Annotated in this window: 19 protein-coding genes and 1 pseudogene; 7 read left to right on the top strand and 13 right to left on the bottom strand. The window is 73.2% G+C overall.

Annotation, left to right across the window (positions count from 1 at the left end; translation table 11 throughout):
• Positions 1-382: 382 nt before the first annotated feature.
• From sucB to H181DRAFT_RS10480, 6 genes and pseudogenes are all read right to left on the bottom strand, one after another.
• The gene (gene sucB, locus H181DRAFT_RS10455) at positions 383-2,143 is read right to left on the bottom strand and encodes a 2-oxoglutarate dehydrogenase, E2 component, dihydrolipoamide succinyltransferase (RefSeq protein WP_045864080.1); all 1,761 of its coding nucleotides are present in this window, start codon (positions 2,141-2,143) and stop codon (positions 383-385) included.
• 108 nt (positions 2,144-2,251) lie between these two features.
• A complete protein-coding gene (gene lpdA, locus H181DRAFT_RS10460) occupies positions 2,252-3,640 on the bottom strand; it encodes a dihydrolipoyl dehydrogenase (protein ID WP_045864081.1) in 1,389 nt (462 codons plus the stop codon).
• A gap of 364 nt (positions 3,641-4,004) precedes the next feature.
• On the bottom strand, positions 4,005-5,564 hold the full coding sequence (locus tag H181DRAFT_RS10465; protein ID WP_045864082.1) for a leucyl aminopeptidase: 1,560 nt from the start codon (positions 5,562-5,564) through the stop codon (positions 4,005-4,007).
• Between the two features lie 214 nt (positions 5,565-5,778).
• Positions 5,779-6,555: pseudogene (locus tag H181DRAFT_RS10470) on the bottom strand (adenosylcobinamide-GDP ribazoletransferase); the annotation flags it as partial.
• A gap of 591 nt (positions 6,556-7,146) precedes the next feature.
• Positions 7,147-8,280 carry a nicotinate-nucleotide--dimethylbenzimidazole phosphoribosyltransferase gene (locus H181DRAFT_RS10475; RefSeq protein ID WP_078895645.1) on the bottom strand — a complete coding sequence of 378 codons (1,134 nt, stop codon included), beginning with the start codon at positions 8,278-8,280 and terminating at the stop codon, positions 7,147-7,149.
• A gap of 106 nt (positions 8,281-8,386) precedes the next feature.
• On the bottom strand, positions 8,387-9,610 hold the full coding sequence (locus tag H181DRAFT_RS10480; protein WP_045864083.1) for a bifunctional adenosylcobinamide kinase/adenosylcobinamide-phosphate guanylyltransferase: 1,224 nt from the start codon (positions 9,608-9,610) through the stop codon (positions 8,387-8,389).
• Positions 9,611-9,693: 83 nt separating this feature from the next.
• On the opposite strand from H181DRAFT_RS10480, the gene H181DRAFT_RS10485 reads away from it, so the two are divergent.
• On the top strand, positions 9,694-9,930 hold the full coding sequence (locus H181DRAFT_RS10485; RefSeq protein ID WP_045864084.1) for a hypothetical protein: 237 nt from the start codon (positions 9,694-9,696) through the stop codon (positions 9,928-9,930).
• A gap of 103 nt (positions 9,931-10,033) precedes the next feature.
• Here the strand turns inward: H181DRAFT_RS10485 and H181DRAFT_RS10490 are convergent, their stop codons facing one another.
• Positions 10,034-10,714 carry a methyltransferase domain-containing protein gene (locus tag H181DRAFT_RS10490; protein ID WP_052708557.1) on the bottom strand — a complete coding sequence of 227 codons (681 nt, stop codon included), beginning with the start codon at positions 10,712-10,714 and terminating at the stop codon, positions 10,034-10,036.
• A gap of 50 nt (positions 10,715-10,764) precedes the next feature.
• Positions 10,765-11,364 (bottom strand): DUF3043 domain-containing protein, encoded by a 600-nt coding sequence (locus tag H181DRAFT_RS10495; RefSeq protein WP_074467802.1) that lies wholly within the window; start codon positions 11,362-11,364, stop codon positions 10,765-10,767.
• A gap of 265 nt (positions 11,365-11,629) precedes the next feature.
• On the opposite strand from H181DRAFT_RS10495, the gene H181DRAFT_RS10500 reads away from it, so the two are divergent.
• The 4 genes from H181DRAFT_RS10500 to H181DRAFT_RS10515 all read left to right on the top strand — a co-directional run bounded on the left by H181DRAFT_RS10500 (position 11,630) and on the right by H181DRAFT_RS10515 (position 15,132).
• Positions 11,630-12,436, top strand: coding sequence for a PspA/IM30 family protein (locus tag H181DRAFT_RS10500; protein ID WP_045864086.1), 807 nt, complete (start codon positions 11,630-11,632; stop codon positions 12,434-12,436).
• A 102-nt stretch (positions 12,437-12,538) separates the two neighbouring features.
• The gene (locus H181DRAFT_RS10505) at positions 12,539-12,817 is read left to right on the top strand and encodes a PspA-associated protein PspAA (protein ID WP_045864087.1); all 279 of its coding nucleotides are present in this window, start codon (positions 12,539-12,541) and stop codon (positions 12,815-12,817) included.
• Positions 12,818-13,027: 210 nt separating this feature from the next.
• A complete protein-coding gene (locus tag H181DRAFT_RS10510) occupies positions 13,028-14,431 on the top strand; it encodes a sensor histidine kinase (protein WP_175439753.1) in 1,404 nt (467 codons plus the stop codon).
• Complete coding sequence (locus H181DRAFT_RS10515; protein ID WP_045864088.1) at positions 14,428-15,132, top strand: response regulator transcription factor; 705 nt, start codon at positions 14,428-14,430, stop codon at positions 15,130-15,132. Before H181DRAFT_RS10510 ends, H181DRAFT_RS10515 begins: the two co-directional genes overlap by 4 nt.
• A gap of 89 nt (positions 15,133-15,221) precedes the next feature.
• Here the strand turns inward: H181DRAFT_RS10515 and H181DRAFT_RS10520 are convergent, their stop codons facing one another.
• Both H181DRAFT_RS10520 and nadA read right to left on the bottom strand, forming a co-directional pair.
• On the bottom strand, positions 15,222-16,139 hold the full coding sequence (locus H181DRAFT_RS10520) for a GNAT family N-acetyltransferase (protein WP_045864089.1): 918 nt from the start codon (positions 16,137-16,139) through the stop codon (positions 15,222-15,224).
• Positions 16,140-16,148: 9 nt separating this feature from the next.
• Positions 16,149-17,342 carry a quinolinate synthase NadA gene (gene nadA / locus H181DRAFT_RS10525; RefSeq protein ID WP_045864090.1) on the bottom strand — a complete coding sequence of 398 codons (1,194 nt, stop codon included), beginning with the start codon at positions 17,340-17,342 and terminating at the stop codon, positions 16,149-16,151.
• Positions 17,343-17,589: 247 nt separating this feature from the next.
• On the opposite strand from nadA, the gene H181DRAFT_RS10530 reads away from it, so the two are divergent.
• Positions 17,590-17,943 (top strand): HesB/IscA family protein, encoded by a 354-nt coding sequence (locus tag H181DRAFT_RS10530; protein WP_045864091.1) that lies wholly within the window; start codon positions 17,590-17,592, stop codon positions 17,941-17,943.
• A gap of 279 nt (positions 17,944-18,222) precedes the next feature.
• On the opposite strand, the gene H181DRAFT_RS10535 is transcribed toward H181DRAFT_RS10530, so the two are convergent.
• Both H181DRAFT_RS10535 and H181DRAFT_RS10540 read right to left on the bottom strand, forming a co-directional pair.
• A complete protein-coding gene (locus H181DRAFT_RS10535) occupies positions 18,223-19,779 on the bottom strand; it encodes a hypothetical protein (protein WP_052708543.1) in 1,557 nt (518 codons plus the stop codon).
• A 157-nt stretch (positions 19,780-19,936) separates the two neighbouring features.
• On the bottom strand, positions 19,937-20,167 hold the full coding sequence (locus H181DRAFT_RS10540) for a hypothetical protein (protein ID WP_107068741.1): 231 nt from the start codon (positions 20,165-20,167) through the stop codon (positions 19,937-19,939).
• A gap of 227 nt (positions 20,168-20,394) precedes the next feature.
• Between H181DRAFT_RS10540 and H181DRAFT_RS10545 the strand changes: the two genes are divergently transcribed.
• Positions 20,395-21,372 (top strand): carbohydrate kinase family protein, encoded by a 978-nt coding sequence (locus tag H181DRAFT_RS10545; protein WP_045864093.1) that lies wholly within the window; start codon positions 20,395-20,397, stop codon positions 21,370-21,372.
• Between the two features lie 130 nt (positions 21,373-21,502).
• Here the strand turns inward: H181DRAFT_RS10545 and H181DRAFT_RS10550 are convergent, their stop codons facing one another.
• The gene (locus H181DRAFT_RS10550; RefSeq protein WP_045864094.1) at positions 21,503-22,984 is read right to left on the bottom strand and encodes a cysteine desulfurase/sulfurtransferase TusA family protein; all 1,482 of its coding nucleotides are present in this window, start codon (positions 22,982-22,984) and stop codon (positions 21,503-21,505) included.
• Position 22,985 lies beyond the last annotated feature (1 nt).

The following is a 22,985-nucleotide window of genomic DNA, read 5'->3' on the forward strand; positions in this document are numbered from 1 at the left end:
GCCGTGGCCCCCGCACCGCTGAAGGGCGCGTCCGGCGTCCGGGGCGAACGGCGCGGAACGCCCGCCCGACACCCTAGCGCGTACGTTCAGGAACAAATGCGGGGAGTGGGGCGGATGTTCCGGCCGCTCGACACAGCGGGGACGGGCCCTACCGGCCCTCTTCCTCAGGGGACGAGGCCTCAGGCGTTGACGCCTCCGGGGTCGACGCCTCAGGGGTCGACCTCAGCTCTCGGAGGAAGTCGTCCGGCGTCTGGTACCTGTCGCCCGGGTCGCGGGTGAGGCACGGAAGAGCGGCACCCCGCACAACGGCGGCGGCTCCGGCCGTGCCGGCCGGAGCCGTACGGACGGGGCCGCCGCGCGCAGTGCGCCCGGGCGCGCCGGGTCAGAGACCCAGTTCGCCCTCGAACTCGCCTGCCTCCAGGCGGGCCTTGACGTCGCCGAGGTAGCGGGCGGCGTCCGCTCCGTCGACCAGCTGGTGGTCGTAGGAGAGGGTCAGGTAGACCATGTCCCGGATGGCGATCGTCTCGCCGAGCTCCGGGTGGTCGATGACCATCGGACGGCGGACGGTGGCGCCGATGCCGAGCTCGGCGACCTGCGGGTAGTTCACGATGACCGTGTCGAACAGCGCGCCGCGCGAACCGGTGTTGCTGATCGTGAACGTGCCGCCGGACATGTCGTCCGGGCCGAGCCCGCCCTCGCGGACCTTCTTGGCCAGCTCCGCCGTCTTGCGGGCGATGCCGGCCAGGTTGAGGTTCCCCGCCTCCTTGATGACGGGGACCATCAGGCCCTTCTCCGAGTCCACCGCGATGCCGATGTTCTCGACGTCGTGGTAGGTGATCGTGCCGTCGTCGTTGAGGCGCGCGTTGACCGACGGGTGGGCCTTCAGCGCTTCCGCCGCCGCCTGCACGAAGAAGGGCATCGGGGAGAGCTTGACGCCCTCACGTGCGGCGAAGGACTCCTTGGCCCGCTGCCGCAGCCGCATCACACGCGTCACGTCCACCTCGACCACGGTGGACAGCTGCGCCTGGTTGTGCAGCGCCTTCATCATGTTCTCCGCGATCACCTTGCGGATGCGCGGCATCTTGACCGTCTGGCCGCGCAGCGGTGACGGCTCGAGCTTCGGCGAGCGCGGTGCGGAGGACGCGGCGGACGGCGCGGCCGCCGCCTGCGACTTGGCCGCCTCCGCGGCGGCGACGACGTCCTGCTTGCGGATGCGTCCGCCGACGCCGGTGCCCTTGACCGAGGAGAGGTCCACGCCCTGCTCGCTCGCGAGCTTCCGGACGAGCGGCGTGACGTACGCGCCCTCGTTCTCCGACGCGGCCGGGGCGGGCGCCGCCGGTGCGGCAGCCGGAGCCGGAGCCGGCGTGGGCGCCGGTGCGGGCTTGGGCTGTGCCTGCTGGGGAGCGGGCTCCGCCTTCGGCTGAGCGGGCGCCGGGGCCTGCTGCTGCGCGGGCTGGGGCTCGGGCTCCTGCGCGGGCTCGGGCTGGGACGGCGCGGGCTGCGCGGCCGGTGCCGCACCCGCGGCGCCGATGACGGCGAGCTTCGAGCCGACCTCGGCCGTCTCGTCCTCGCCGACGACGATCTCCAGCAGGGTTCCGGCCGCGGGGGCCGGGATCTCGGTGTCGACCTTGTCGGTGGAGACCTCGAGCAGCGGCTCGTCGGCCTCGACCTCTTCGCCGACCTGCTTCAGCCAGCGGGTGACGGTGCCCTCGGTGACGGACTCGCCCAGCGCGGGCAGGACGACGTCCGTGCCCTCCGCCGAGCCGCCTCCGGACGGCGCCGGCGCCTCCTGCTGCGCGGGCTGCGGCTGGGCCTCCTGCGCCGGCTCGGGCTCCGGCTGGGGCTGGGCCTCCTGCGCGGGAGCGGACTCGGCGGCGGCCGGTGCCTCTGCCGCGGGCGCCCCCGAACCGTCGTCGATCACTGCGAGTTCGGCGCCGACCTCGACCGTCTCGTCCTCCGCCACCTTGATGGAGGAGAGGGTGCCCGCAGCGGGGGCCGGGATCTCGGTGTCGACCTTGTCGGTGGAGACCTCGAGCAGCGGCTCGTCGGCCTCCACTTGCTCACCCTCGGCTTTCAGCCAGCGGGTGACGGTGCCCTCGGTGACGCTCTCGCCGAGCGCCGGCAGGGTTACGGAAACCGCCATGGTTTCGGTTGCTCCTAACGGAATGGTGCGGATGCGGGTCGCGCCCGTTCCCCTGGGGCTGCTCTCCCTTGCTTCGCCGGGAGGCGCCCCAAGGGGAGAGCCCAAGGGTCAGTCGTGGGAGTGGAGCGGCTTGCCCGCGAGTGCCAGATGGGCCTCGCCGAGCGCCTCGCTCTGCGTGGGGTGTGCGTGGATGAGCTGCGCGACCTCGGCCGGCAGCGCCTCCCAGTTGTAGATGAGCTGCGCCTCGCCCACCTGCTCGCCCATACGGTCACCGACCATGTGGACGCCGACCACGGCACCATCGCGTACCTGGACCAGCTTGATCTCGCCCGTGGTGTTGAGGATCTTGCTCCTGCCGTTACCGGCGAGGTTGTACTTGAGGGTGACGACCTTGTCCGCCCCGTAGATCTCCTTGGCCTTCTCCTCGGTGACGCCGACGGAGGCGACCTCCGGGTGGCAGTACGTCACGCGCGGCACGCCGTCGTAGTCGACGGGCACCGGGTTCAGCCCGGCCAGGCGCTCCGCGACGAGGATGCCCTCGGCGAAGCCGACGTGCGCGAGCTGCAGCGTCGGGATGAGGTCGCCGACGGCGGAGATCGTCGGCACGTTCGTGCGGCAGTACTCGTCGGCGAGGACGAAGCCGCGGTCCATCGCGACGCCGGCCTCCTCGTAGCCCAGGCCCTGCGAGACGGGGCCGCGGCCGATGGCGACGAGCAGCACCTCCGCCTCGAACTCCTTGCCGTTGGCGAGGCTGACCTTCACGCCGTTGTCGGTGTACTCCGCCTTCTCGAAGAACGAGCCCAGCGAGAAGGAGATGCCGCGCTTGCGGAACGCGCGCTCCAGCAGCTTCGAGCTGTTCTCGTCCTCGGCGGGCACGAGGTGCGGAAGGCCCTCGACGATCGTCACGTCGGTGCCGAACGACTTCCAGGCGGAGGCGAATTCGACGCCGATGACGCCGCCGCCGAGGATGATCGCCGACTCCGGGACGCGGTCCAGGTGCAGGCCGTGGTCCGAGGAGATGATGCGGTTGCCGTCGATCTCCAGGCCGGGGAGCGACTTGGGCACCGAGCCCGTGGCGAGCAGGATGTGGCGGCCCTCGTAGCGCTGGCCGTCGACGTCGACCGACGTCGGGGAGGACAGCCGGCCCTCGCCCTCGACGTAGGTGATCTTCCGGGAGGCGACCAGGCCCTGCAGGCCCTTGTAGAGCCCGGAGACCACGCCGTCCTTGTACTTGTGCACCCCGGCCATGTCGATGCCCTCGAAGGAGCTCTTCACGCCGTACTTCGCGCCCTCGCGGGCCTGGTCGGCCAGCTCGCCGGCGTGCAGCAGCGCCTTGGTGGGGATGCAGCCCCGGTGCAGACAGGTGCCGCCCAGCTTGTCCTTCTCGATCAGGGCGACGTCCAGACCCAGCTGCGCCCCGCGCAGGGCAGCGGCATAGCCGCCGCTACCGCCTCCGAGGATCACTAGGTCGAAAACGGTGCTGGCGTCTTTCGCCACGTCACGTCCTCCATGCATGGGTACGCCGGAGCCGGTCTCCTACCGACCGGGCGGCTTTCAGTTCGGCCGCTGTCTTGCTCGGCCCTGACTCGGCTTGGGTGAAGCCGCGCGCGGGGCCCTGTCCTGCCGGGGACCCATCTTCGCACTTGTCGGCGGGCAGCGGGACGCGGGGCCGTTTTACCGGGCGGTACGGCCGCGATCGCTGTGGGCGAACGCGGCCGTACCGCAAGGGGAGTGCACGGCGTACCCCTGAGGCGGAGCGTGAAGTGTGACACTGCTCACGGACGGCGCCCCCGTCCGGTCCCGCCCGCGGGCCCGCCGCGCCGGGGCGCGGCGCACGGCCCCGGGGCCCCGGCGGACGCGGTCAGTTGAGGTCGCCCGCGGCGGCGCGCTCCGCGAGACGGACGAGGGTGCGGACCGCCGAGCCGGTACCGCCCTTGGGCGTGTAGCCGAAGGGGCCGGACTCGTTGAACGCCGGGCCCGCGATGTCCAGATGGGCCCACAGCACGTCCTCGTCCACGAACTCCTTGAGGAAGAGCCCCGCCACGAGGCCGCCGCCCGGACGCTCGCCGATGTTGGCCATGTCCGCGACGGGGGAGTCCATGCCCTTGCGCAGGTGGGTGGGCATCGGCATCGGCCAGGACGCCTCGCCCGCCTCGTCGGCGAGCTCGTGCACGGTGGTGCGGAACGCGTCGTCGTTGCTCATCACGCCGAACGTGCGGTTGCCCAGCGCGAGGACCATGGCGCCGGTGAGCGTCGCGACGTCCACGACGGCGTCCGGGGACTCCTCGCACGCGCGGGTCAGGGCGTCCGCCATGACGAGGCGGCCCTCCGCGTCGGTGTTGAGCACCTCCACCGTCTTGCCGCTGTACATGCTGAGCACGTCGCCCGGACGCGTCGCCGAACCGGAGGGCATGTTCTCCGCGAGAGCGAGCCACCCCGTCACATTGACGCGCAGCCCGAGGCGGGCGGCGGAGACGACGGCGGCGAAGACCGCCGCGGCGCCGCTCATGTCGCACTTCATCGTCTCGTTGTGACCGGCGGGCTTCAGGGAGATGCCGCCCGAGTCGTAGGTGATGCCCTTGCCGACGAGGGCCAGCGAGTTCTTCGCCTTGGGGTGCTTGTAGCCGATGCGGACCAGACGCGGCGGGTTCTGCGAACCCTGTCCGACGCCGAGGATGCCGCCGTACCCGCCCTTGGCGAGGGCGCCTTCGTCCATCACCTCGATGTCGAGGCTGTGCTGCTTGGCGGCCTCCCGGACCTGGTCCGCGAAGACGGCCGGAGTCAGGTCGTTGGAAGGCGTGTTGATCAGGTCGCGGGCGCGGTGGACCTCCGCTGCGAGCACCTGCGCGCGGTCCGCCGCGGCCTTGTGCGCCTTGTCCCGCGCCTTCGCGCCCACGACGACGACCTCGGCGAGCGGAGCACCGGACTCCTGCTCCTTCTTGTCCGCCTTGGCGCCGCGCTTGCCCTTGCCGTCCGCGGTGCCGCGGTAGGCGTTGAAGGCGTACGCCCCGAGCAGGGCGCCCTCCGTCACGGCGCCCACCGAGGGGGCGTCGTCCGCGGGCAGGGCGAAGACGGCCTTCTTCGTACCGGCCAGCGCACGCGCGGCCGTACCGGCGGCGCGGCGCAGCGTCTCCAGGTCGTAGGACTCGTTCTTGCCGGGGGCCTCGCCCAGCCCGACGGCCATGACGACCGGCGCCTTGAGCCCGGTGGGCGGAGCAGGAAGCTTCGTGGTCTCTCCCTCGCTGCCGCTCGCGCCGAGCGCTTCCAGCGTGGCGGCGAGCTTCCCGCCGTACGCCTTGTCCACGGTCTCGCCGCCGAAGGCGACCACGGGGCTGCCCTTGGAGCCCTTGGCTACGCCGATGACGACGACGTCCCCGCGCTGGGTCGTGGCGGACGAGGTGCTGAGAGTCAGAGCAGACACGGTGAGAAGGACCTTCTTCCTTGGAGAGGCCGGAACAGCGGGTCGTCGGTTACGGGTGAACGGCTTCCGGCACGCCGGGCATCGTATGCCCGAGCAATACGTCGTATGCGGGAGACGATACGCGCTGCCTGTGGCTCGATCCCTGCCGCTGCGCACGGGAATGACACACGTGACGTCGCGTCGGCGGGACCGGCGGTGCCCGTCCCCCGGGCGCTCAGCCGAGAGCGAATGCCAGCAGGGCGGCGGTCGTTGCCGTCTCGGACAGGGCGCCGAAGACGTCGCCGGTGACGCCGCCGAAGCGGCGTCGGCAGTGCTGCAGCAGCAGTTCGGCGGCGGTGAGCCCGATGAGGACTGCCAGCAGGCACGTCACGGCGCCGTGGAGCGCGTCGCCCCAGTACACGAACGCGCCCAGCAGCGTGGCCGCCACGGCCAGGGACGCCGCGACGAGGACCGCCGCGCGTACGGGGACCGTGCCCGCCACGACGGCGCCCAGCCCCTCCTCCCGCGCCGCAGGAACACCCGAACGAGCTGCGAGCGTGATCGCACAGCGCGCGGTGACGGCGGCCACCATGACGCCGAGCGCCCCCTGCGCCCAGCCGACCTGCCCGTACAGCTCGCCGACGACGGCGACTTGGGCCAGTAGCACGAGGACGAGGGTCACCACTCCGAAGGGCCCGATGTCCGGCTGCTTCATGACGCGCAGAGCACCCTCGGCGGGCTTCGCGCTGCCCAGGCCGTCCGCGACGTCCGCGAGCCCGTCCAGGTGCAGCCCGCGGGTGAGCACGGCCGATACCGCGACGGAGAGCACGGCCGCGGGCAGCGGGGAGACCCCCGACATCAGCGCCAGCAGCCCCACGAAGGCGGCCGCGCCGCCGACCAGCAGGCCGGCGAGCGGCGCCCACTCCATTCCGCGCCGTGCGGCGCCGCGGTCCCAGCGCTCGACGCGTACGGGGAGGACGGTGAGCGTGCCGAGGGCGAAGCGGACGCCCTCCTCGGCGGCGGCAGCAGCCGCGCGGCCCCGGGAGGTGGAAGCGCCGGTGGAGGCCGGGCCGCCGCCGGGACCGGGTTCCGGGCCGCCGGGACCGGACGTGCCCGCGGGGCCGCCGGGCGTACCGGGACCGACCGGCGTGCCGGAATCCTCCGACGCAGCGGAGTCGTCTGCCGTACCGCGCCGCGGACCGGGGCCGGGACCGGGGCTTTCGGGGCCGCCGGACGCCGCGCGGTCGTGCGGCGTCGCGGACGCGCCGGAGTCACCGGAGCGGCCGGTGCCCTCCGGGGCGTCGGTGCCGTCGGTGCCGGACGGACGGTCGCGGGAGGGCCCGGAAGATCCGGGGGGATCCGTGGAACCGGAAGACCCGTCCGGGGGAGTGGCGTTCATCGGTGCGCAGGCTAGCGCTTGAGGGCGCCGAGCGGCACCGTCCGAACGGACTCCGTCGCACCGCGTGCTCCCCGGCGCCGGCCGGTGGCCCTCGCCGGAGCCGCCTCAGCGGTCCGTACGCGGCGGCCCGTTCGCTGCGGTCGAAGTAGCCGGTCGCAGCGGTCCGGACGGGCCAGGCGCCAGGGCTCCGCCGTGCGGCGTCCGTCAAGTCGCGTCCAGCGCGGACGCGTTGGCGGCCTCGCCGTCCTCCGACGCGGCGGCCCCGGCTCCGTCGTCCCCCTCGCTCTCCTCCGACACGGGGAGTTCCGCGGCCAGTTGGGCGGCCGCCTGCACGAGCGGGAGCGCCAGCAGAGCGCCCGTTCCGCCGCCCACGGCGACCTGCTGGTCCAGCAGCGGTTCGAGGGCCATCCGGTCGAGGGCCTTCGCCTGCGCCGGCTCCTTGCCGGTGTGGCCCGCGACCCACCAGTCCGGGGCGCGGAACGCGACGCGCTGGGCGACGAGCGCACAGGCCGCCGAGACCACTCCGTCGAGGATCACCGGCGTGCGCCGCACGGCCGACTGCAGCAGGAAGCCCGTCATGGCCGTCAGGTCCGCGCCGGCCACGGTCGCGAGCAGCTTCAGCTGGTCTCCCAGCACGGGCCGTGCGCGCCGCAGCCCGTCGCGGACGGCGGCGCACTTGCGCATCCACGTCAGGTCGTCGATGTCGCCGCCGCCACGGCCCGTCACCACGGAGGCGTCCGTGCCGCACAGGGCGGCGATCAGCGTCCCGGCCGCCGTGGTGCCGCCCACGGAGAGGTCGCCGAGCACGACCACGTCGGTGCCCGCGTCGGCCTCCTCGTCCGCGACGGCCATACCCGCGCGGAACGCCTGCTCCGCCTCCTCGGCGGTGAGCGTGTCCTGCGTGTCGAGCCTCCCCGACGAGCGGCGCACCCGGTGCCGGGCCACGTCGGCGGGCAGCTCCGCCGGGTCGCAGTCGAGCGCCATGTCGACGACGCGCAGGGGGACTTCGAGACGCCGGGCGAGGATGGCCGCGGGGGACAGGCCGTCCAGCGCCGACCGCACGAGTGCGTGCGCGCTGCCGGCCGGGCGGGTGGAGACGTCCAGCTCCGCCACCCCGTGGTCCCCGGCGAAGACGATCAGCTTCGGCCGTCGCAGCGGCTCGACGGGCACCTTGGCCTGTGCCGCCGTCAGCCACTCGCCCAACTCGTCGAGGCGGCCCAGGGCTTGGTCCGGGAGGCCCGTCCTCGCCCTGCGCTCCTCGGCGTCCCGGCGCAGTCCGCCGTGCGGGCGCTCGATGAGGTCGGAGAAGTCGTCCAGGTCCAGGGTGCGGTCGCTCATGATGGCGAAGCGTACGGTACGGGCGTCCGCGCGGACCGGCCGCGGCGAGGAGGAGCCGCCGCCCCCGAGGCCGCGGCGGGACCGTGCCGGGCAGCGCTGCCGCCGCTCAGCCCCGCAGCGGCTGTGCGACCCCCGCCGTGACGAGCAGGACGTGCTCGCAATCGGCCGCGAACGCCGCGTTCAGGCGCCCGAGTTCGTCACGGAAGCGGCGCCCCGACGAGGTCTCCGGAACGACGCCCGAGCCCACCTCGTTGCTGACGGCGACGACGGTGCGCCGCGTGCGGCGGACCGCTTCGAGGAGCTGCCCCACCCGCTCCTCCACCATCCGCGAGCCGTTGATCCGCCAGCGGTCGTCGTCCCACGCCCCGGCCCTGTCCATCGCGTCGGTCAGCCACAGCGCCAGGCAGTCCACGAGCAGGGGAGGCCCGGCCTCCTCCAGGAGCGGCACCAGGTCGCAGGTCTCCCGCGTGCGCCAGGACGGGGGACGCCGCTCCTTGTGCGCGCTCACCCGGGCCGCCCATTCGGCGTCGCCCTCCCGGGTGCCGCCCGTCGCCACGTACACCACACCGGGGAACGACTCCAGCCTCCGCTCCGCCTCGACCGACTTCCCGGACCGCGCACCGCCCAGGACCAGCGTGCGGCGCGGCACTTCGGGCACCTCGGGGTACTCGCCCACCACCAGCGTCGTCCCGTCGGGCTCCGTGTGCGCCCCGGCCGCGGCCAGCCTGCGGTGCAGCTCGGGGCCGGAGGGCACGTCGTGGCCGATGTGGACGGCCAGGACGTCCGTCGAGGGGCCGACGGAGCCGGCTTCCCGCAGCTTCGCCAGGGCGTCGGGCCGTCCCAGTACGTCGAGGAGGACCATGTCGTACGCGAACTGCGCCTGGGCGCCGTCCCGCCCGTCCTCCAGACCGGCGGGAGCCGCACCCGGCGGCAGGTACAGCACGCACTCCCCGGCGGGGCCCGTGACCTGGTAGCCGGTGCCGGGCGAGTCCAGGGCGACCGCGCGGACCCGGTGACCGCTGATCAGCGCGAGTTCCTGCCGCTCCGACACGCGTACGGGTGCGGGCAGCCCGGCGGGGATCTCCATCGCGGGGCCGTCGTGCGGGTGGGAGAGCAGCACCTGGCGCACGCCCTGCAGCGACTTCCCCGCGCGTGCGGCGGCGAAGGCGGGGCCGGGGGTGAGGTCGAGGAGCAGCGTTCCGTCCACGAGGAGCGCGGTCGCCGCGCGTGAGAGCGAACGCCCGCGGGCCGCCGCGGCGCACACGGCGCAGGGGCAGTCGGGACGGGGCAGCCCGCCGGGGGCTCCGGTGCCGAGCAGAGTGAGTTCCACGTCCCGATCGTCTCGCGGCCCGCCGCCGGTCGCGCACTCAGGATTAGTCTGCAGGCAGCAACTGTCGATCTCGGGAGGAACAGATGGCGTGGACGTGGCGGTTCGAGAAGGCCGACGGGTCGGAGACGGAACCTGCCGTACAGCCTGAGGAGTTCCCCACCCAGGGCGACGCCGAGTCCTGGATCGGCGAGGTCTGGAAGGAGCTGCTGGAGGGCGGCACCGATCAGGTGACGCTGCACGAGGACGGCAGCAAGATCTACGGGCCGATGAGCCTGCACCCGACGGACGGCGACGAAGAGGGCGAGAACTCCGCCATCTGACGGGCCGGCGCTTCCAGCCGCCCGGGCGCCCGCCTCGCGGCGCCCGCGGTCTGCCGGGCCGCCACGGCGGCCCGGCAGACCACCGGACCGCGGGCCGCGCCGGTCAGCCGCCCCGTACGCCGCACACGTGCAGCATCGCCGCCACCGAGCGGTACGGGTCGGTGCGCGCCGCCCGCTCCTCGAGGGCCAGCATCCGCTCGGCCTCCTCGTCCTGCTCCGGCAGGCGGTCGTGGCCGAATATCCCGACGCCGTACCACTGCCGCAGCGGCGTGCCGATGCCCGCGAGCCCCCTGGTGAACGTGTCCAGCCGGAACGCCCGGCCGGCCCGCTCGGGGAAGTCCAGCGCGGCCTGCGCCGCGTCCCAGTCGCCGGTGCGTCCCGGGTGCATGGCCAGCGCGTCGTCGTTGCGTATCAGCAGCGACAGCAGGCCGCCCGCGTCGAGGACCCTCGCGAGGCCGGCCAGCGTCGTACCCGGGTCGCGGGCCTGGATCAGCTCCCCGTGGCACAGCACGACGTCGAACGTGCCGGGCAGGAAGTGGGCGCCGGTGTCCTCGCTGCCGACCGCGACGAGACGGACGCGCTTGCGTATCTCGTCGGGCTCGTCCGCCAGCTCCTTCTCGACCAGGTCGCGCAGGTCGGGGTCGGACTCCAGCCCTGTCACCTGGTGTCCCGCGCGGGCGAGCCGGAGAGCCTGCACGCCGCGGCCGAGACCCACGTCGAGCACGCGCAGCGTGCGGCCGGATCCGAAGACGGCGGCCGTCTGCTCGTCGAGCTGACGGGCCAGGAGCAGCTGTTCGAGCCGGCCGAGCTGCCCTATCCGGCCCAGCTGCCCGCTCAGGGCTTCTCGCCGCGCGCGACCTGCGGCTTGGGCAGGCGCATACGGCGCAGCTGGAGCGTACGCATCAGGGCGTAGGCGACGGCGCCCCGCTTGTGCTCGTCCGGGAAGCGCTGACGCAGGTCCCGCTTGAGGCGGAAGCCGAGGCCGATCGAGTCGAGGACGATCATCACGATCACGCCGAGCCACAGCAGCAGCGAGATGTTCTTCAGCTGCAGCGACGGCATCATGCTCAGCACGAGGATGATCACGGCGATGGGCAGGAAGAACTCGGCGACGGACCACCGCGCGTCCACGTAGTCCCGGGCGTAGCGCCGCACCGGGCCCTTGTCGCGCGCCGGGAGGTAGCGCTCGTCGCCGCCGGCCAGGGCCTGCCGCTGCCGGGCCATCGCGGCGCGGCGCTCCTCGCGCTGGCGCTTCGCGGCCTCCTTGCGGTTGGACGGGGCCTTCGCGAACGAGCGGCGCTGCGACTGCGCCTCGCTGCGTTTGGGCGTGGGGCGGCCCTTCGGGGCCTGCGGGTCACGGGGCTGCTGGGGCTCGGCAGCGCTCACCCGGGGGGTGGAGGCGGCCTGCCCTTCCTTCGAACGGCTTCGGAACACGGTCCCCAGGGTACGGTGCGGCCTGCGGTACCCCCAGGCCCGGTCGGGAACGATCCGGCAACGTCCGCGACCGCGTTTGCGGCGGTGAGGCCGCGCCGGACGCGTTCTCCTACTCCCTGATGTGGAGGCCCGCGGCCGCGATCGTCCTTCAGGAGGAGCGCATCCGCGCTCGAACAGTGCGGTAATGGGAGCAGGGCCCGTAGTCTTGGGTCTTGTAGGTGTGCTGCTGAGGCTCAGTCCGTTACGAAGGGGGCGCGCGAGGCCCATGAGCGGTGTCATGAAGCGTATGGGGATGCTCTTCCGCGCGAAGGCCAACAAAGCCCTGGACCGGGCTGAGGATCCGCGCGAGACGCTCGACTACTCGTACCAGAAGCAGCTCGAACTGCTTCAGAAGGTGCGCAGGGGCGTCGCCGACGTCGCGACGTCCCGCAAACGTCTGGAACTGCAGCTGAGCCAGTTGCAGGGGCAGTCCTCGAAGCTGGAGGAGCAGGGCAAGAAGGCCCTCGCCCTCGGCCGTGAGGACCTGGCCCGTGAGGCGCTCTCCCGCCGTGCGGCCCTGCAGCAGCAGGTCACGGACCTGGAGACGCAGCACCAGACGCTCCAGGGCGAGGAGGAGAAGCTCACCCTCGCCTCCCAGCGGTTGCAGGCGAAGGTGGACGCCTTCCGCACCAAGAAGGAGACCATCAAGGCCACCTACACCGCTGCCCAGGCGCAGACGCGCATCGGCGAGGCGTTCTCCGGGATCTCGGAGGAGATGGGCGACGTCGGCATGGCCGTCCAGCGCGCGGAGGACAAGACCGCGCAGCTCCAGGCCCGCTCCGGCGCCATCGACGAGCTGCTGGCCTCCGGTGCCCTCGACGACCCCACCGGCATGGCGAAGGACGACATCACCGCCGAGCTGGACCGCCTCTCCGGCGGTACGGACGTCGAGCTGGAGCTCCAGCGCATGAAGGCGGAGCTGGCCGGCGGCACGGCCAGCGGGGACCAGCAGGCCATCGAGAGCGGCGGCGCCACCGGCCAGGGCCAAGGCCAGGGGCAGCAGTCGCAGGACACTCCCAGGTTCGAGAAGTAGCGGTCCGGGCGGGCAGCACACCGCGGCCGCGGATGCCGGCATCCGCCGGCGGGCAGTCACATCGGGAATCGGCTTACGGCCCCATGCCAGAAGGAGAGCGACATGATCGTACGGATCATGGGGGAAGGCCAGGTGAAGCTGGACGACAGCCACTTCGCCGAGCTGAACAAGCTGGACGACGAGCTGCTCGCCGAGATGGAGACCGGGGACGAGGCGGGCTTCCGCCGCACCCTCAGCGCGCTCCTCAACGCGGTGCGCACGATGGGCACCGCCCTCCCCGACGACTCCCTGGAGCCCTCGGAACTGATCCTTCCCGCGCCCGACGCGTCACTCGAAGAGGTGCGGGAGATGCTCACCGACGACGGCCTCATCCCGGGCTGAGCCACCGGGGCCCGCCTGGCGCGAGCCGGAGCCGCCCCGCCCTCACCGGGCGGGACGGCCTCCGGCGCGGACGGCAGGCCCGGAGCCCCCACTTCCTGACGTGACGTGACGCGCGACATGGCCGCAGACGATTCCGTTCCGGACCTCGCTCCGCAGCCCCTCCCGGGCTCCGCCCCTGACTCCGGTCCGAGGGCGGACGACAGCCGGGGCATGCGGCTCGTGTGCGAGGTGCGGCGCTGGATGCGCGTGCACCCCTTCGCCGTCGACACGGCGCTCGCGCTCGCCGCCTTCCTGGCGATCGTCGCCGCTGCTGCCGCCACCCCGCACGGCCCGGAGATCCGCCCGCGTCTCGGAGAGCGCGACGTGGAGCCGCTCACGGTCCTGCTGGCCGCGCTGGCCTGCGGGGCGCTGACGCTGCGCCGCCGGGCGCCTCTGCCGGTCCTCGGGGCGGCGACGCTGGCGACCGTCCTCGGCATGATCACCGATCCGCCGGCGGACGTCGCCCCGCACGGGCACCGCGCCCCGATCGTGGTCGCGGCGATCATCGCGCTGTACACAGTCGCCGACCGCACGGACCGCGTCACCGGCGTCCGGGCGGGAGCGGCGACGGTCGTGGTGCTCACGGCCTCGGGGATGCTGCTCGGCGGCCGGGCCTGGTACGCGCAGGAGAACTTCGGCATCTTCGCGTGGACCGCCCTGGCGGCCGCCGCGGGCGAGGCGATGCGCAGCCGGCGGGCGTTCGTCGACGCCATACGGGAGCGGGCCGAGCGCGCGGAGCGGACGCGTGAGGAGGAGGCGCTGCGGCGGGTCGCGGAGGAGCGGATGCGCATCGCCCGCGAGCTGCACGACGTCGTCGCCCACCACATCGCGCTCGTCAACGTCCAGGCAGGGGTGGCCTCGCACGTCATGGACCAGCGGCCCGACCAGGCCAAGGAGGCTCTCGCGCACGTACGGGAGGCCAGCCGGCACGCCCTCGACGAACTGCAGGCCACGGTCGGCCTGCTGCGGCAGTCGGGGGAGAGTCCGGCACCGACCGAACCGGCCCCGGGACTCGGCGTGCTGGACGAACTGGTCGAGGGCTTCACGCGCGCCGGACTCGCCGTCTCCGTCTCCGTCACGGGCGCCCGGCCGGAGGCCGGTGCGGCGCCCGACCTGCCCTCGGCGCTGGACCTCACGGCCTACCGGGTCGTCCAGGAGGCGCTGACGAACGTGCAGAAGCACGTCGGCACCGGGGCGCAGGCCGAGGTGGCGATCGACATCGCGCCGTCCCTTCTGGAGATCACCGTGACCGACGACGGCGCGGCCCCCGGCCCCGGTGGGCTGCCCGCGGGCGTGGCGAGCGGCGGAGAGTCCGGGGCCGGGGGAGGCGGCGGGCACGGCCTCATCGGGATGCGGGAACGCGTTGCCGCGCTGCACGGGAGCTGCGAGACGGGGCCGCTGCGGGACGGCGGGTTCCGCGTCCGCGTACGGCTCCCGCTCCCGCCGGCGCACCAGCGCGACACGAGGGGTGCGCAGGAGGCCCGGTCCGCCCCGCCCCGGCGGTCACCGGACGTCCCGCACCCCGCGCGGAGGAACCAGGCAGCGGCACACCCCCAGGAAGGCACTCCGACATGACGATCCGGGTCGTACTCGCGGACGACCAGGCGCTGCTGCGCAGCGCCTTCAAGGTGCTGGTCGACTCGGACCCCGGCATGGAGGCGGTGGGGGAGGCCTCGGACGGGGCGGAGGCGCTGGAAGCCGTACGCCGGCTGCACCCGGACGTCGTCCTGATGGACATCCGCATGCCCGGCTGCGACGGCCTCGCCGCGACCCGCGCCATCACCGCCGATCCCGCTCTGCGGGACGTCCGGGTCGTCATCCTCACCACGTTCGAGGTCGACGAGTACGTGGCGCAGGCCCTCCGCGCCGGAGCCTCGGGCTTCATCGGGAAGGGAGCCGAGCCGGAGGAGCTGCTGGCCGCGATACGCACGGCGGCCAAGGGCGACGCCCTGCTGTCGCCGGCGGCCACCAGGGGACTGATCGCCACCTTCCTCGCGCAGAGCGGCCCGTACGGCGAGAGCACCGCCGCCGGCGGAGAGGAAGACGGTGCCGCACCGGCGGCCGACGCGCTCGACGCCCTGACCGGCCGGGAGCGCGAGGTGCTGACGCTGGTCGGGGGAGGGCTGAACAACGACGAGATCGGCGCACGGCTCTCCGTCAGCCCGCTGACGGTGAAGACCCACGTCAACAGGACGATGTCGAAGCTCGGCGCCCGCGACCGGGCCCAACTCGTCGTCGCCGCCTACGAGAACGGACTGGTCAGGCCGGGCGGATGAACCGTCCGCGCGGCCCGGGACCGGCCGCGGCCCCGTCGCGGCGCCGCCTCCGGTGCGCGGCCGTTGGCCGCGCGGCCCCGCCGCGGGCATCACAGGAACCCGCCCGACGGGATGTAGGGGCTGGGCGCCCGCATCCCCCGCAGGCAGACGTAGCCCGCGTTCACCGGGGTGAGCCCCGCCGCGAGACCGACGTCGACGGCCCACTGCTGCTCGGCCGTGACGTAGAGGACGGCGGCCCGGGCTCCCTCGGGGAGGCTCAGCAGCGCCGCGCTGAGCAGCCGCGTGGCGAGGCGGCGCGAGGTCGCGGCGAGCAGCTCCACCCGGCCCTGCTCGCGCAGGTAGCAGTAGCCGCTGCCGGCGAGATCGTCGGCGACGAGCAGGCGGCAGTGCCGCAGCAGGAACTCGTGGTCGGGGCCGTGCGCCCCGCCCCGCAGCCGCCGGTCGACCGAGTCCATCAGGTCGCGGTCGGAGGCCGATCCCGCCACGACCGGGCCGTCCGGGCGGGCAGGCCGTTCGGGCCCGGTCCTGCCCTCCAGCCGCATCGCCGGATGCAGCTCGAAGCCCGCTGCGCGGTAGATCCGTGCGGCGCCGGGGTGGCCGGGGCAGCAGATCAGCCCGCGGAGGCACGCCCTGCCGTACTCCAGCGTCCGCTCCAGCAGAGCCCTCCCCACGCCCCTGCCCTGGGCCTCGGGCAGCACGGCGAGCAGAGCGAGCCCCCAGGTGCCTTCCCGTACGAGGGACTGCGCGGCCCCCACCGGGCGTCCGGCCGCGTCGGCGGCGAGCCAGCTGCCGCGCGGGTCCGTACGCACCAGATGCCGGATCCGCTCCCGGCTGCGGGCCGGACTCCCGGCGCCCGGCGGGCGTTCGGAGGGCAGCGCGCCGCCTCCGGGCCCGCCGGACGGTGCCTGGACGGGCCCGGCCGCGGGTTCCGCTGCGAAGGCCGCCTCGGCCAGCAGCCTGACGGCTTCGGCGTCCTCCTCCGTGTCCTGCAGCGGCCGCACGAGCATTGCCGCAGGTTACGGCAGTGCCAGCATCCGCTCCAGGGCGAGCTTGGCGAACTTCTCGGTCTCGTCGTCGACTTGGATGCGGTTGACGAGCCTGCCGTCCGCCAGCGACTCCAGCGCCCAGACCAGGTGCGGCAGGTCGATCCGGTTCATGGTCGAGCAGAAGCACACCGTGCGGTCGAGGAAGACGATCTCCTTGCCCTCGTCCGCGTGGCGGTTCGCCAGCCGCCGGACGAGGTTGAGCTCCGTCCCGACAGCCCACTTCGATCCGGCGGGCGCCTCCTCCAGCGTCCTGATGATGTACTCCGTCGAGCCCACGTAGTCGGCGGCGGCGACGACCTCGTGCTTGCACTCGGGGTGGACGAGGACATTGACGCCGGGGACGCGGTCCCGTACCTCCCGCACGGAGTCCAGCGAGAAGCGGCCGTGCACGGAGCAGTGCCCGCGCCACAGGATCATCTTCGCGTCGCGCAGCTGCTGGGCCGTCAGCCCGCCGTTCGGCTTGTGCGGGTTGTAGACGACGCAGTCCTCCAGCGACATCCCCATGTCGCGGACGGCCGTGTTGCGCCCGAGGTGCTGGTCCGGCAGGAAGAGGACCTTGCCGTCCCCCGCCCCCGCGGTCTCCTGGCCGAAGGCCCATTCCAGCGCACGGCGGGCGTTGGACGAGGTGCAGATCGTGCCGCCGTGCCGGCCCGTGAACGCCTTGATGTCGGCCGAGGAGTTCATGTACGAGACGGGGACTGTGACGTCCGCGACACCGGCCTCGGTGAGCACGTCCCAGCACTCTGCGACCTGCTCGGCCGTCGCCATGTCGGCCATGGAGCACCCCGCGGCCAGGTCGGGAAGGACGACCTGCTGCTCTGCGGAGGTGAGGATGTCGGCCGACTCGGCCATGAAGTGCACGCCGCAGAAGACGATGTACTCGGCCTCGGGCCGTGCCGCCGCGTCGCGCGCCAGCTTGAAGGAGTCGCCCGTCACGTCGGCGAACTCGATGACCTCGTCACGCTGGTAGTGGTGACCGAGGACGAAGACCCGCTCGCCGAGCTTCGCCTTCGCGGCACGCGCCCGCTCGACCAGGTCCGGGTCGGACGGGGCCGGCAGGTCGCCCGGGCAGTCGACGCCCCGCTCGCTGCCCGTGTCGGACTCGCGGCCGAGAAGCAGCAGCGCGAGCGGTGTCGGCTGAACGTCCAGTGGCTGGGCGGTCACGGCCCCCACCCTTTCTGTAGCGCCGCAAGCGGCTTTTCGTCTAATTGACGCTATTAATCATAACCGCTTCACGTCACTTTGACGATGCCGTTCGCGTCGATGTGACGCATTCCCGTTCGCTCCGGCCGTGTGGGAGCATGAGGACCGAGAACGACGGAAAATGAACGTGCCAGCCCTGGAATGAATCCGGGACGCCGCCGGTTGCAGCTGGCGGCAGAGCAGTCCGAACAACCCGGGAGAGAAGCAGATGTCCGTATCGGACGAGACCGCTGTGAGCGACGGCATCATTCTGTCCGACGCCGCCGCGGCGAAGGTCAAGAACCTGCTGGAGCAGGAAGGTCGTGACGACCTGGCGCTGCGGGTCGCCGTCCAGCCGGGTGGCTGTTCCGGCCTGCGGTACCAGCTCTTCTTCGACGAGCGCTCGCTCGACGGCGACGTGGTGAAGGACTTCGACGGCGTCAAGGTCGTCACCGACCGGATGAGCGCCCCGTACCTGGGCGGCGCCTCCATCGACTTCGTCGACACCATCGAGAAGCAGGGCTTCACGATCGACAACCCCAACGCCACGGGCTCCTGCGCCTGCGGCGACTCCTTCAACTGAGCTGCCGCCGGGGCGCCCGGAGCCGGTCTGCGGCCCGGGCCCGCGGACGGGTCGTCAGAATTGGCTCCGGTTCCCAGAACTGGCTCCAGTTCCCAGAACTGAAAAGGACGGAGGCGGCGGACTCCCCCCACCAGGGGTCCGCCGCCTCCGTCGTTCCTGCCCCCGTTCTCCCTCAGCGTTGTCGTCGCTTCTGCCCCTCGGGGGCCCGCTCAAGGGTCCGTCCGCGAACTTCCTCGCGGCGCGGCCCTCGCGGCTGTCCGGGGCGCGGGCCGGCCGGCCTCACCGGGCCTTCGGTACGGCCTCACCGTCCTGCGTGTCGACGACCTTCCGGCCGTCCAGGTCCTTCTCGAGCTCGACCTCGACCGTCTGGGGCTTGGCCATCTTCACGCACACCTTGTCCGGGTCGGACTTCTCCGGCCGCACGGTCACCTTCACCGACTTCCCGGACTCCTCGGCGCTCGCCGTGTACTTGTCGCACACGCCGCCCCAGAACGTCAGCTTCACGGTGCGTCCGTCGACCTCGTACGACTTCACGGCCTGCACCGGGGTCTTGGCATCGGGCTCCTTGCCGGGCTTGCCGGACTGCCCCGAACCGTCAGGCGCGTCCGCGTCCGAACCGCCCCCGGGCTTCTGCGGCTCGGCGGGCTTGAGGAACTCCGGCTCGACCGCGGGGTGGGCGACGCTGGCCTGCTGGTCCCCGCCCGGCAGCTCCACCTCGTAGATCCAGGACGGTACGAGCACCGGCTTCCCGGACGAGTACCGCGTCACGAGACCGAACTCGGCGTCCGTCACCTTGAGGGGCTTGCCCTCGGCGGCCTCGCCCTCGCCCTTGCCCGGCTTGCCGTCCGCCTTGGGAGCGGGCGCCGGTTCGCGCACGGTGCCGGAGCCGCTGTGCTGCCCCGTGGCGCCCTGCTTGTTGAGCTGCTTCAGCGTCTCGTCCGCCGACATCACCGGGTACGAGGCGCCCTCGCTCAGCTCGCCCAGGTTTCCGTGGCCGCGGACGATCTCACCGTCCTTGCCGACGCTGAACGTGGTGTTCCAGTCCTTCGTCGGCATGCCGCCCACCTCGGGCGTCACGGTCACCATGCGCAGCGGACCGGTCGTCACACCGGCGTCCAGTTCGGCGTCCTGGAGCTTCAGCGTCTTCAGCACCGGCCGTACGGCGTCCTCGGCCTTCTTCTCCGAGACGGGGTCGCCCTTGCCGGAATCGGGCATGGACGGGCACGAGTCGGGCCGTTCGACCTGCCCGGCCGACGGCGCCGAGCCGCCGGGCACCGTCGGGAGCGGCTTGCCGCACGGCATGACGGGCGAACGCGACGACTGGTACGTCCAGTTGCCGGCCATGCGCTCGTCGTTCACCGACAGCGTCAGCCCGCGGCCGGAGTCTCCGCCCTCGCCGACGACCCACCGGCCGTCCTTCTTCTCGGGCTTGCCGGAGACGTCCAGGCTCTCCGCCAGTGCGGAGACGGACGCGCGCGAAACGCCGTCCGGTGTCCGGTAGACGCTGGCGGCGTCGGGGCCGTCCGGCATCTTCTTGTTGGCGCGGTACGTCTGCGCGTTCGGGTCCGGCTCACCGGGCGCGATGCCCTCGCCGTCGCCCTCGCCGCCCTGCGCCGCCACCCCGTCCAGCGCCAGCTTCGGGGGCTTGGAGGTGCTGCCGGGCGCGTTGTCGCCGCCGTCGCCCGCGGTCGAGGCCCAGTACGCGCCGCCACCGCCGGCCAGCAGTACGGCCGCCGCCACCGTGGCGACGGACAGCCGCCGGCGGCCGTGCCGCCCTGGCCGTGCGTCCGCGGAAGGGAAACCCCCACCGTCGGTGGGAGACTTTTCGGTGTTCACCGCGTTGCTCCTTCGGCTCCGCTCGTCACTTTCAGGTCCCGGCCCCGCATGCGAGGGACATCCATGTGACGGCGGCGGAGCCCACCTGGTTCCCGGCCGAGCCCTCCGGCCGTGGTCTGACCTCGGCCGCGGCGCGAGCAGGGGCGGCGGGCGCCCTTCACCAGAGGCCGTACTCCGACATCCCGTCCAGCATCCGGGCGGAGGAGGCGGGGACGCGCACCCCGCGCGGAGTCCCGTACGTACCGGCTTCGCGGAGGCGGGCGGCCGCGGACGCCCACTCCAGCCGGCGGGCAGGGTGCGGGGCGGGCGGAGGAAGCGCGGCGGAGGGGGAGAAGGGACCCGACCAGTGCGGCGCCATGCGGGCGCAGTCGCTGCGCAGTTCGTCCATCGACTCGGGGTCCGGCGAGGCGCTGCGCGGCCGGTCGTACGGGGAGCCCGGAGGGAGAACGTGCGTGAGGTCCTGGGTCGGGTTCTGCATCCCTCGACGCTACGCAGCAGGTGAGGCGCCTGGAAGGCCCTACTATCGGGTAGTTCCGTCCTGTTCGGATACGGAGACCTAGCGGGTAGCGTGATGTTGCCATCCGACAGCGTCCTCCGACAGGAGCAGTTTTCGCCGTGCGTATCGCAGTCACCGGCTCCATCGCGAATGACCACCTGATGACGTTCCCCGGTCGGTTCTCCGACCAGCTGGTCGCCGACCAGCTGCACACCGTCTCGCTCTCCTTCCTCGTCGACGGGCTCGACATCAGGCGGGGCGGCGTGGGCGCCAACATCGCCTTCGGCATGGGGCAGCTCGGAGCGAACCCGATCCTCGTCGGCGCCGCCGGCGAGGACTTCGAGGAATACCGCGCCTGGCTCGAACGGCACGGTGTGGACACCGAGTCCGTCCACATCTCCGAGCTGAAGCACACCGCCCGCTTCGTGTGCACCACCGACGAGGCCCACAACCAGATCGGCTCCTTCTACACGGGAGCCATGAGCGAGGCCCGCCTGATCGAACTGCAGACGGTCGCCGACCGCGTGGGCGGCCTCGACCTCGTGTGCATCAGCGCGGACGACCCCGAGGCAATGGCCCGCCACACGGAGGAGTGCCGCAAGCGCGGCATCCCCTTCGCCGCGGACTTCTCGCAGCAGATCGCGCGCATGGAGGGCGAGGACATCCGCACCCTGATGGAGGGCGCGACCTACCTCTTCTCGAACGAGTACGAGAAGGAGCTCATCGAGGCCAAGACCGGCTGGAGCGACAAGGAGATACTGGCCAAGGTCGGCACTCGCGTCGTCACGCTGGGCGCCAAGGGCGTCCGCATCGAGCGCGAGGGCCAGGAGGCCATCGAGGTCGGAGTGCCGAAGGAGGAGGCCAAGGCCGACCCCACCGGTGTGGGCGACGCCTTCCGCGCGGGCTTCCTCTCCGGTCTCGCCTGGGGCGTCAGCCTGGAGCGCGCCGCGCAGGTCGGCTGCATGCTGGCCACGCTCGTCATCGAGACGGTGGGCACCCAGGAGTACGAACTGCGCCGGTCGCACTTCATGGAGCGCTTCACCAAGTGCTACGGCGAGGAGGCCGCCGCCGAGGTCACCGCGCACCTGAACGCCTGACCCCGTAGCGCGACGGCATCGAGGGGCGGCCCGGCACCGGGCCGCCCCTTCCGCTTGCCGCTGCGGCCCCTGCACGCCGGTGCGCCTCCGCCGGGTCCTCCGCCTGTGGTGGGACGCGGCCCGGGAGCGCTCAGCTCAGGCGGCGCACGCGGAACCGGTCGCCCTGCACGCCCAGATACTCCTGGCCCCGCATCTCGCACCAGGCCGGGATGTCGACGCGGGCTGCCTCGTCGTCCGCGAGCACCACGATCACACCGCCGACCGGCACGTCGTCGAGGTGCCTGGCAAGTTCGATGACGGGCATCGGGCACAGCGTCCCCAGCGCGTTGACGGTCAGCTCCCTCCCACTCTCCTCCCGGACGGGAGCCGGCTGCTCCCCGTCCCGGGCCGTACGGTCCTCCGTCCCCTCCTCCCGCGGCCGGCCGTCCTGCCCGGCCGTGCCCCGCTCCGCGGTGACCCCCGGCGCGTTCACCTGCTCGCGCACCTCCCGCACCGCGTCCGGCAGCACCTGGAGGAACCTCTCGACGTCCGCCTCGACCGACTCTCCGGGCGCCGGTGGCAGCGACAACCGGATGTTGCCCTCCGACAGCACGCCCATGGCCCGCAGGACGTGACTCGGCGTCAGCGTGCTGGACGTGCAGGAGGAGCCCGAGGAGACCGAGAAGCCGGCGCGGTCGAGCACGTGCAGCAGGGCCTCCCCGTCCACGTACAGGCAGGAGAACGTCACGACGTGCGGCAGCCGGTGGACCGGGTCCCCGACGACCTCGACGTCCGGGACCGACCGCTGCACCCCGGCGCGGACCCGCTCGATCAGGGGGCGCAGCCGCGCCGCCACGGCGTCCGCCTCCGCTCGCACGGCCCGCAGGGAGGCCGCCGCCGCCACGGCGGCGGGGATGTTCTCGAAACCGGGGCTGCGCCCGCGTTCGCGCTCGTCCGACGGGGGCGGGGCCGCGAAGCGCACGCCCTTGCGTACGGCGAGGAGGCCGACGCCGGGCGGCCCGCCCCACTTGTGCGCGCTGCCCGCCAGCACCGACCAGCCTTCCTCGGGGCGGCCCCAGGCGAGGGACTGCGCGGCGTCCACGAGCAGCGGCACCCCGGCCTCCGCGCACACCCCGGCGACCTCCGCGACCGGCTGCACGGTGCCGGTCTCGTGGTTGGCGGACTGGAGGCACGCGAGCGCCGTCCCCCCGTTCGCCGCCCCGTCCCTGAGCGCCGCCTCGTAGGCCGACGCGGAGACCCGGCCCGTACGGTCCACGGGGACCTCGGTGACGGAGCCTCCGCCCTCCCGGTGCGCCGCCGCCGCGTGCAGGACCGCGGAGTGCTCCACGGCGGAGACGGCAAGCCCACGCCCCGCGCGGCGCCGTCCCGCGAGGACGCCGGCGATCCCTGTGTGCAAGGCAGCGGTACCCGATGGGGTGAATACCAGCTCGTCGGGACGGCACCCCACCGCCTCGGCGGCGGTCTCCCGCGCGGCGTCCAGCAGCAGCCTCGCCCGCCGCCCCTCCCGGTGCAGCCGCGAAGGGTCGGCCCACCCCTCGTCCAGGGCGGCGGTCAGGGCCTGGCGGGCGACGGGATGCAGGGGGACCGACGATGCGGCGTCGAAGTACGGCACG

This window comes from Streptomyces sp. WMMB 714 (genome assembly GCF_900090125.1).
Lineage (GTDB): Bacteria > Actinomycetota > Actinomycetes > Streptomycetales > Streptomycetaceae > Streptomyces > Streptomyces daqingensis.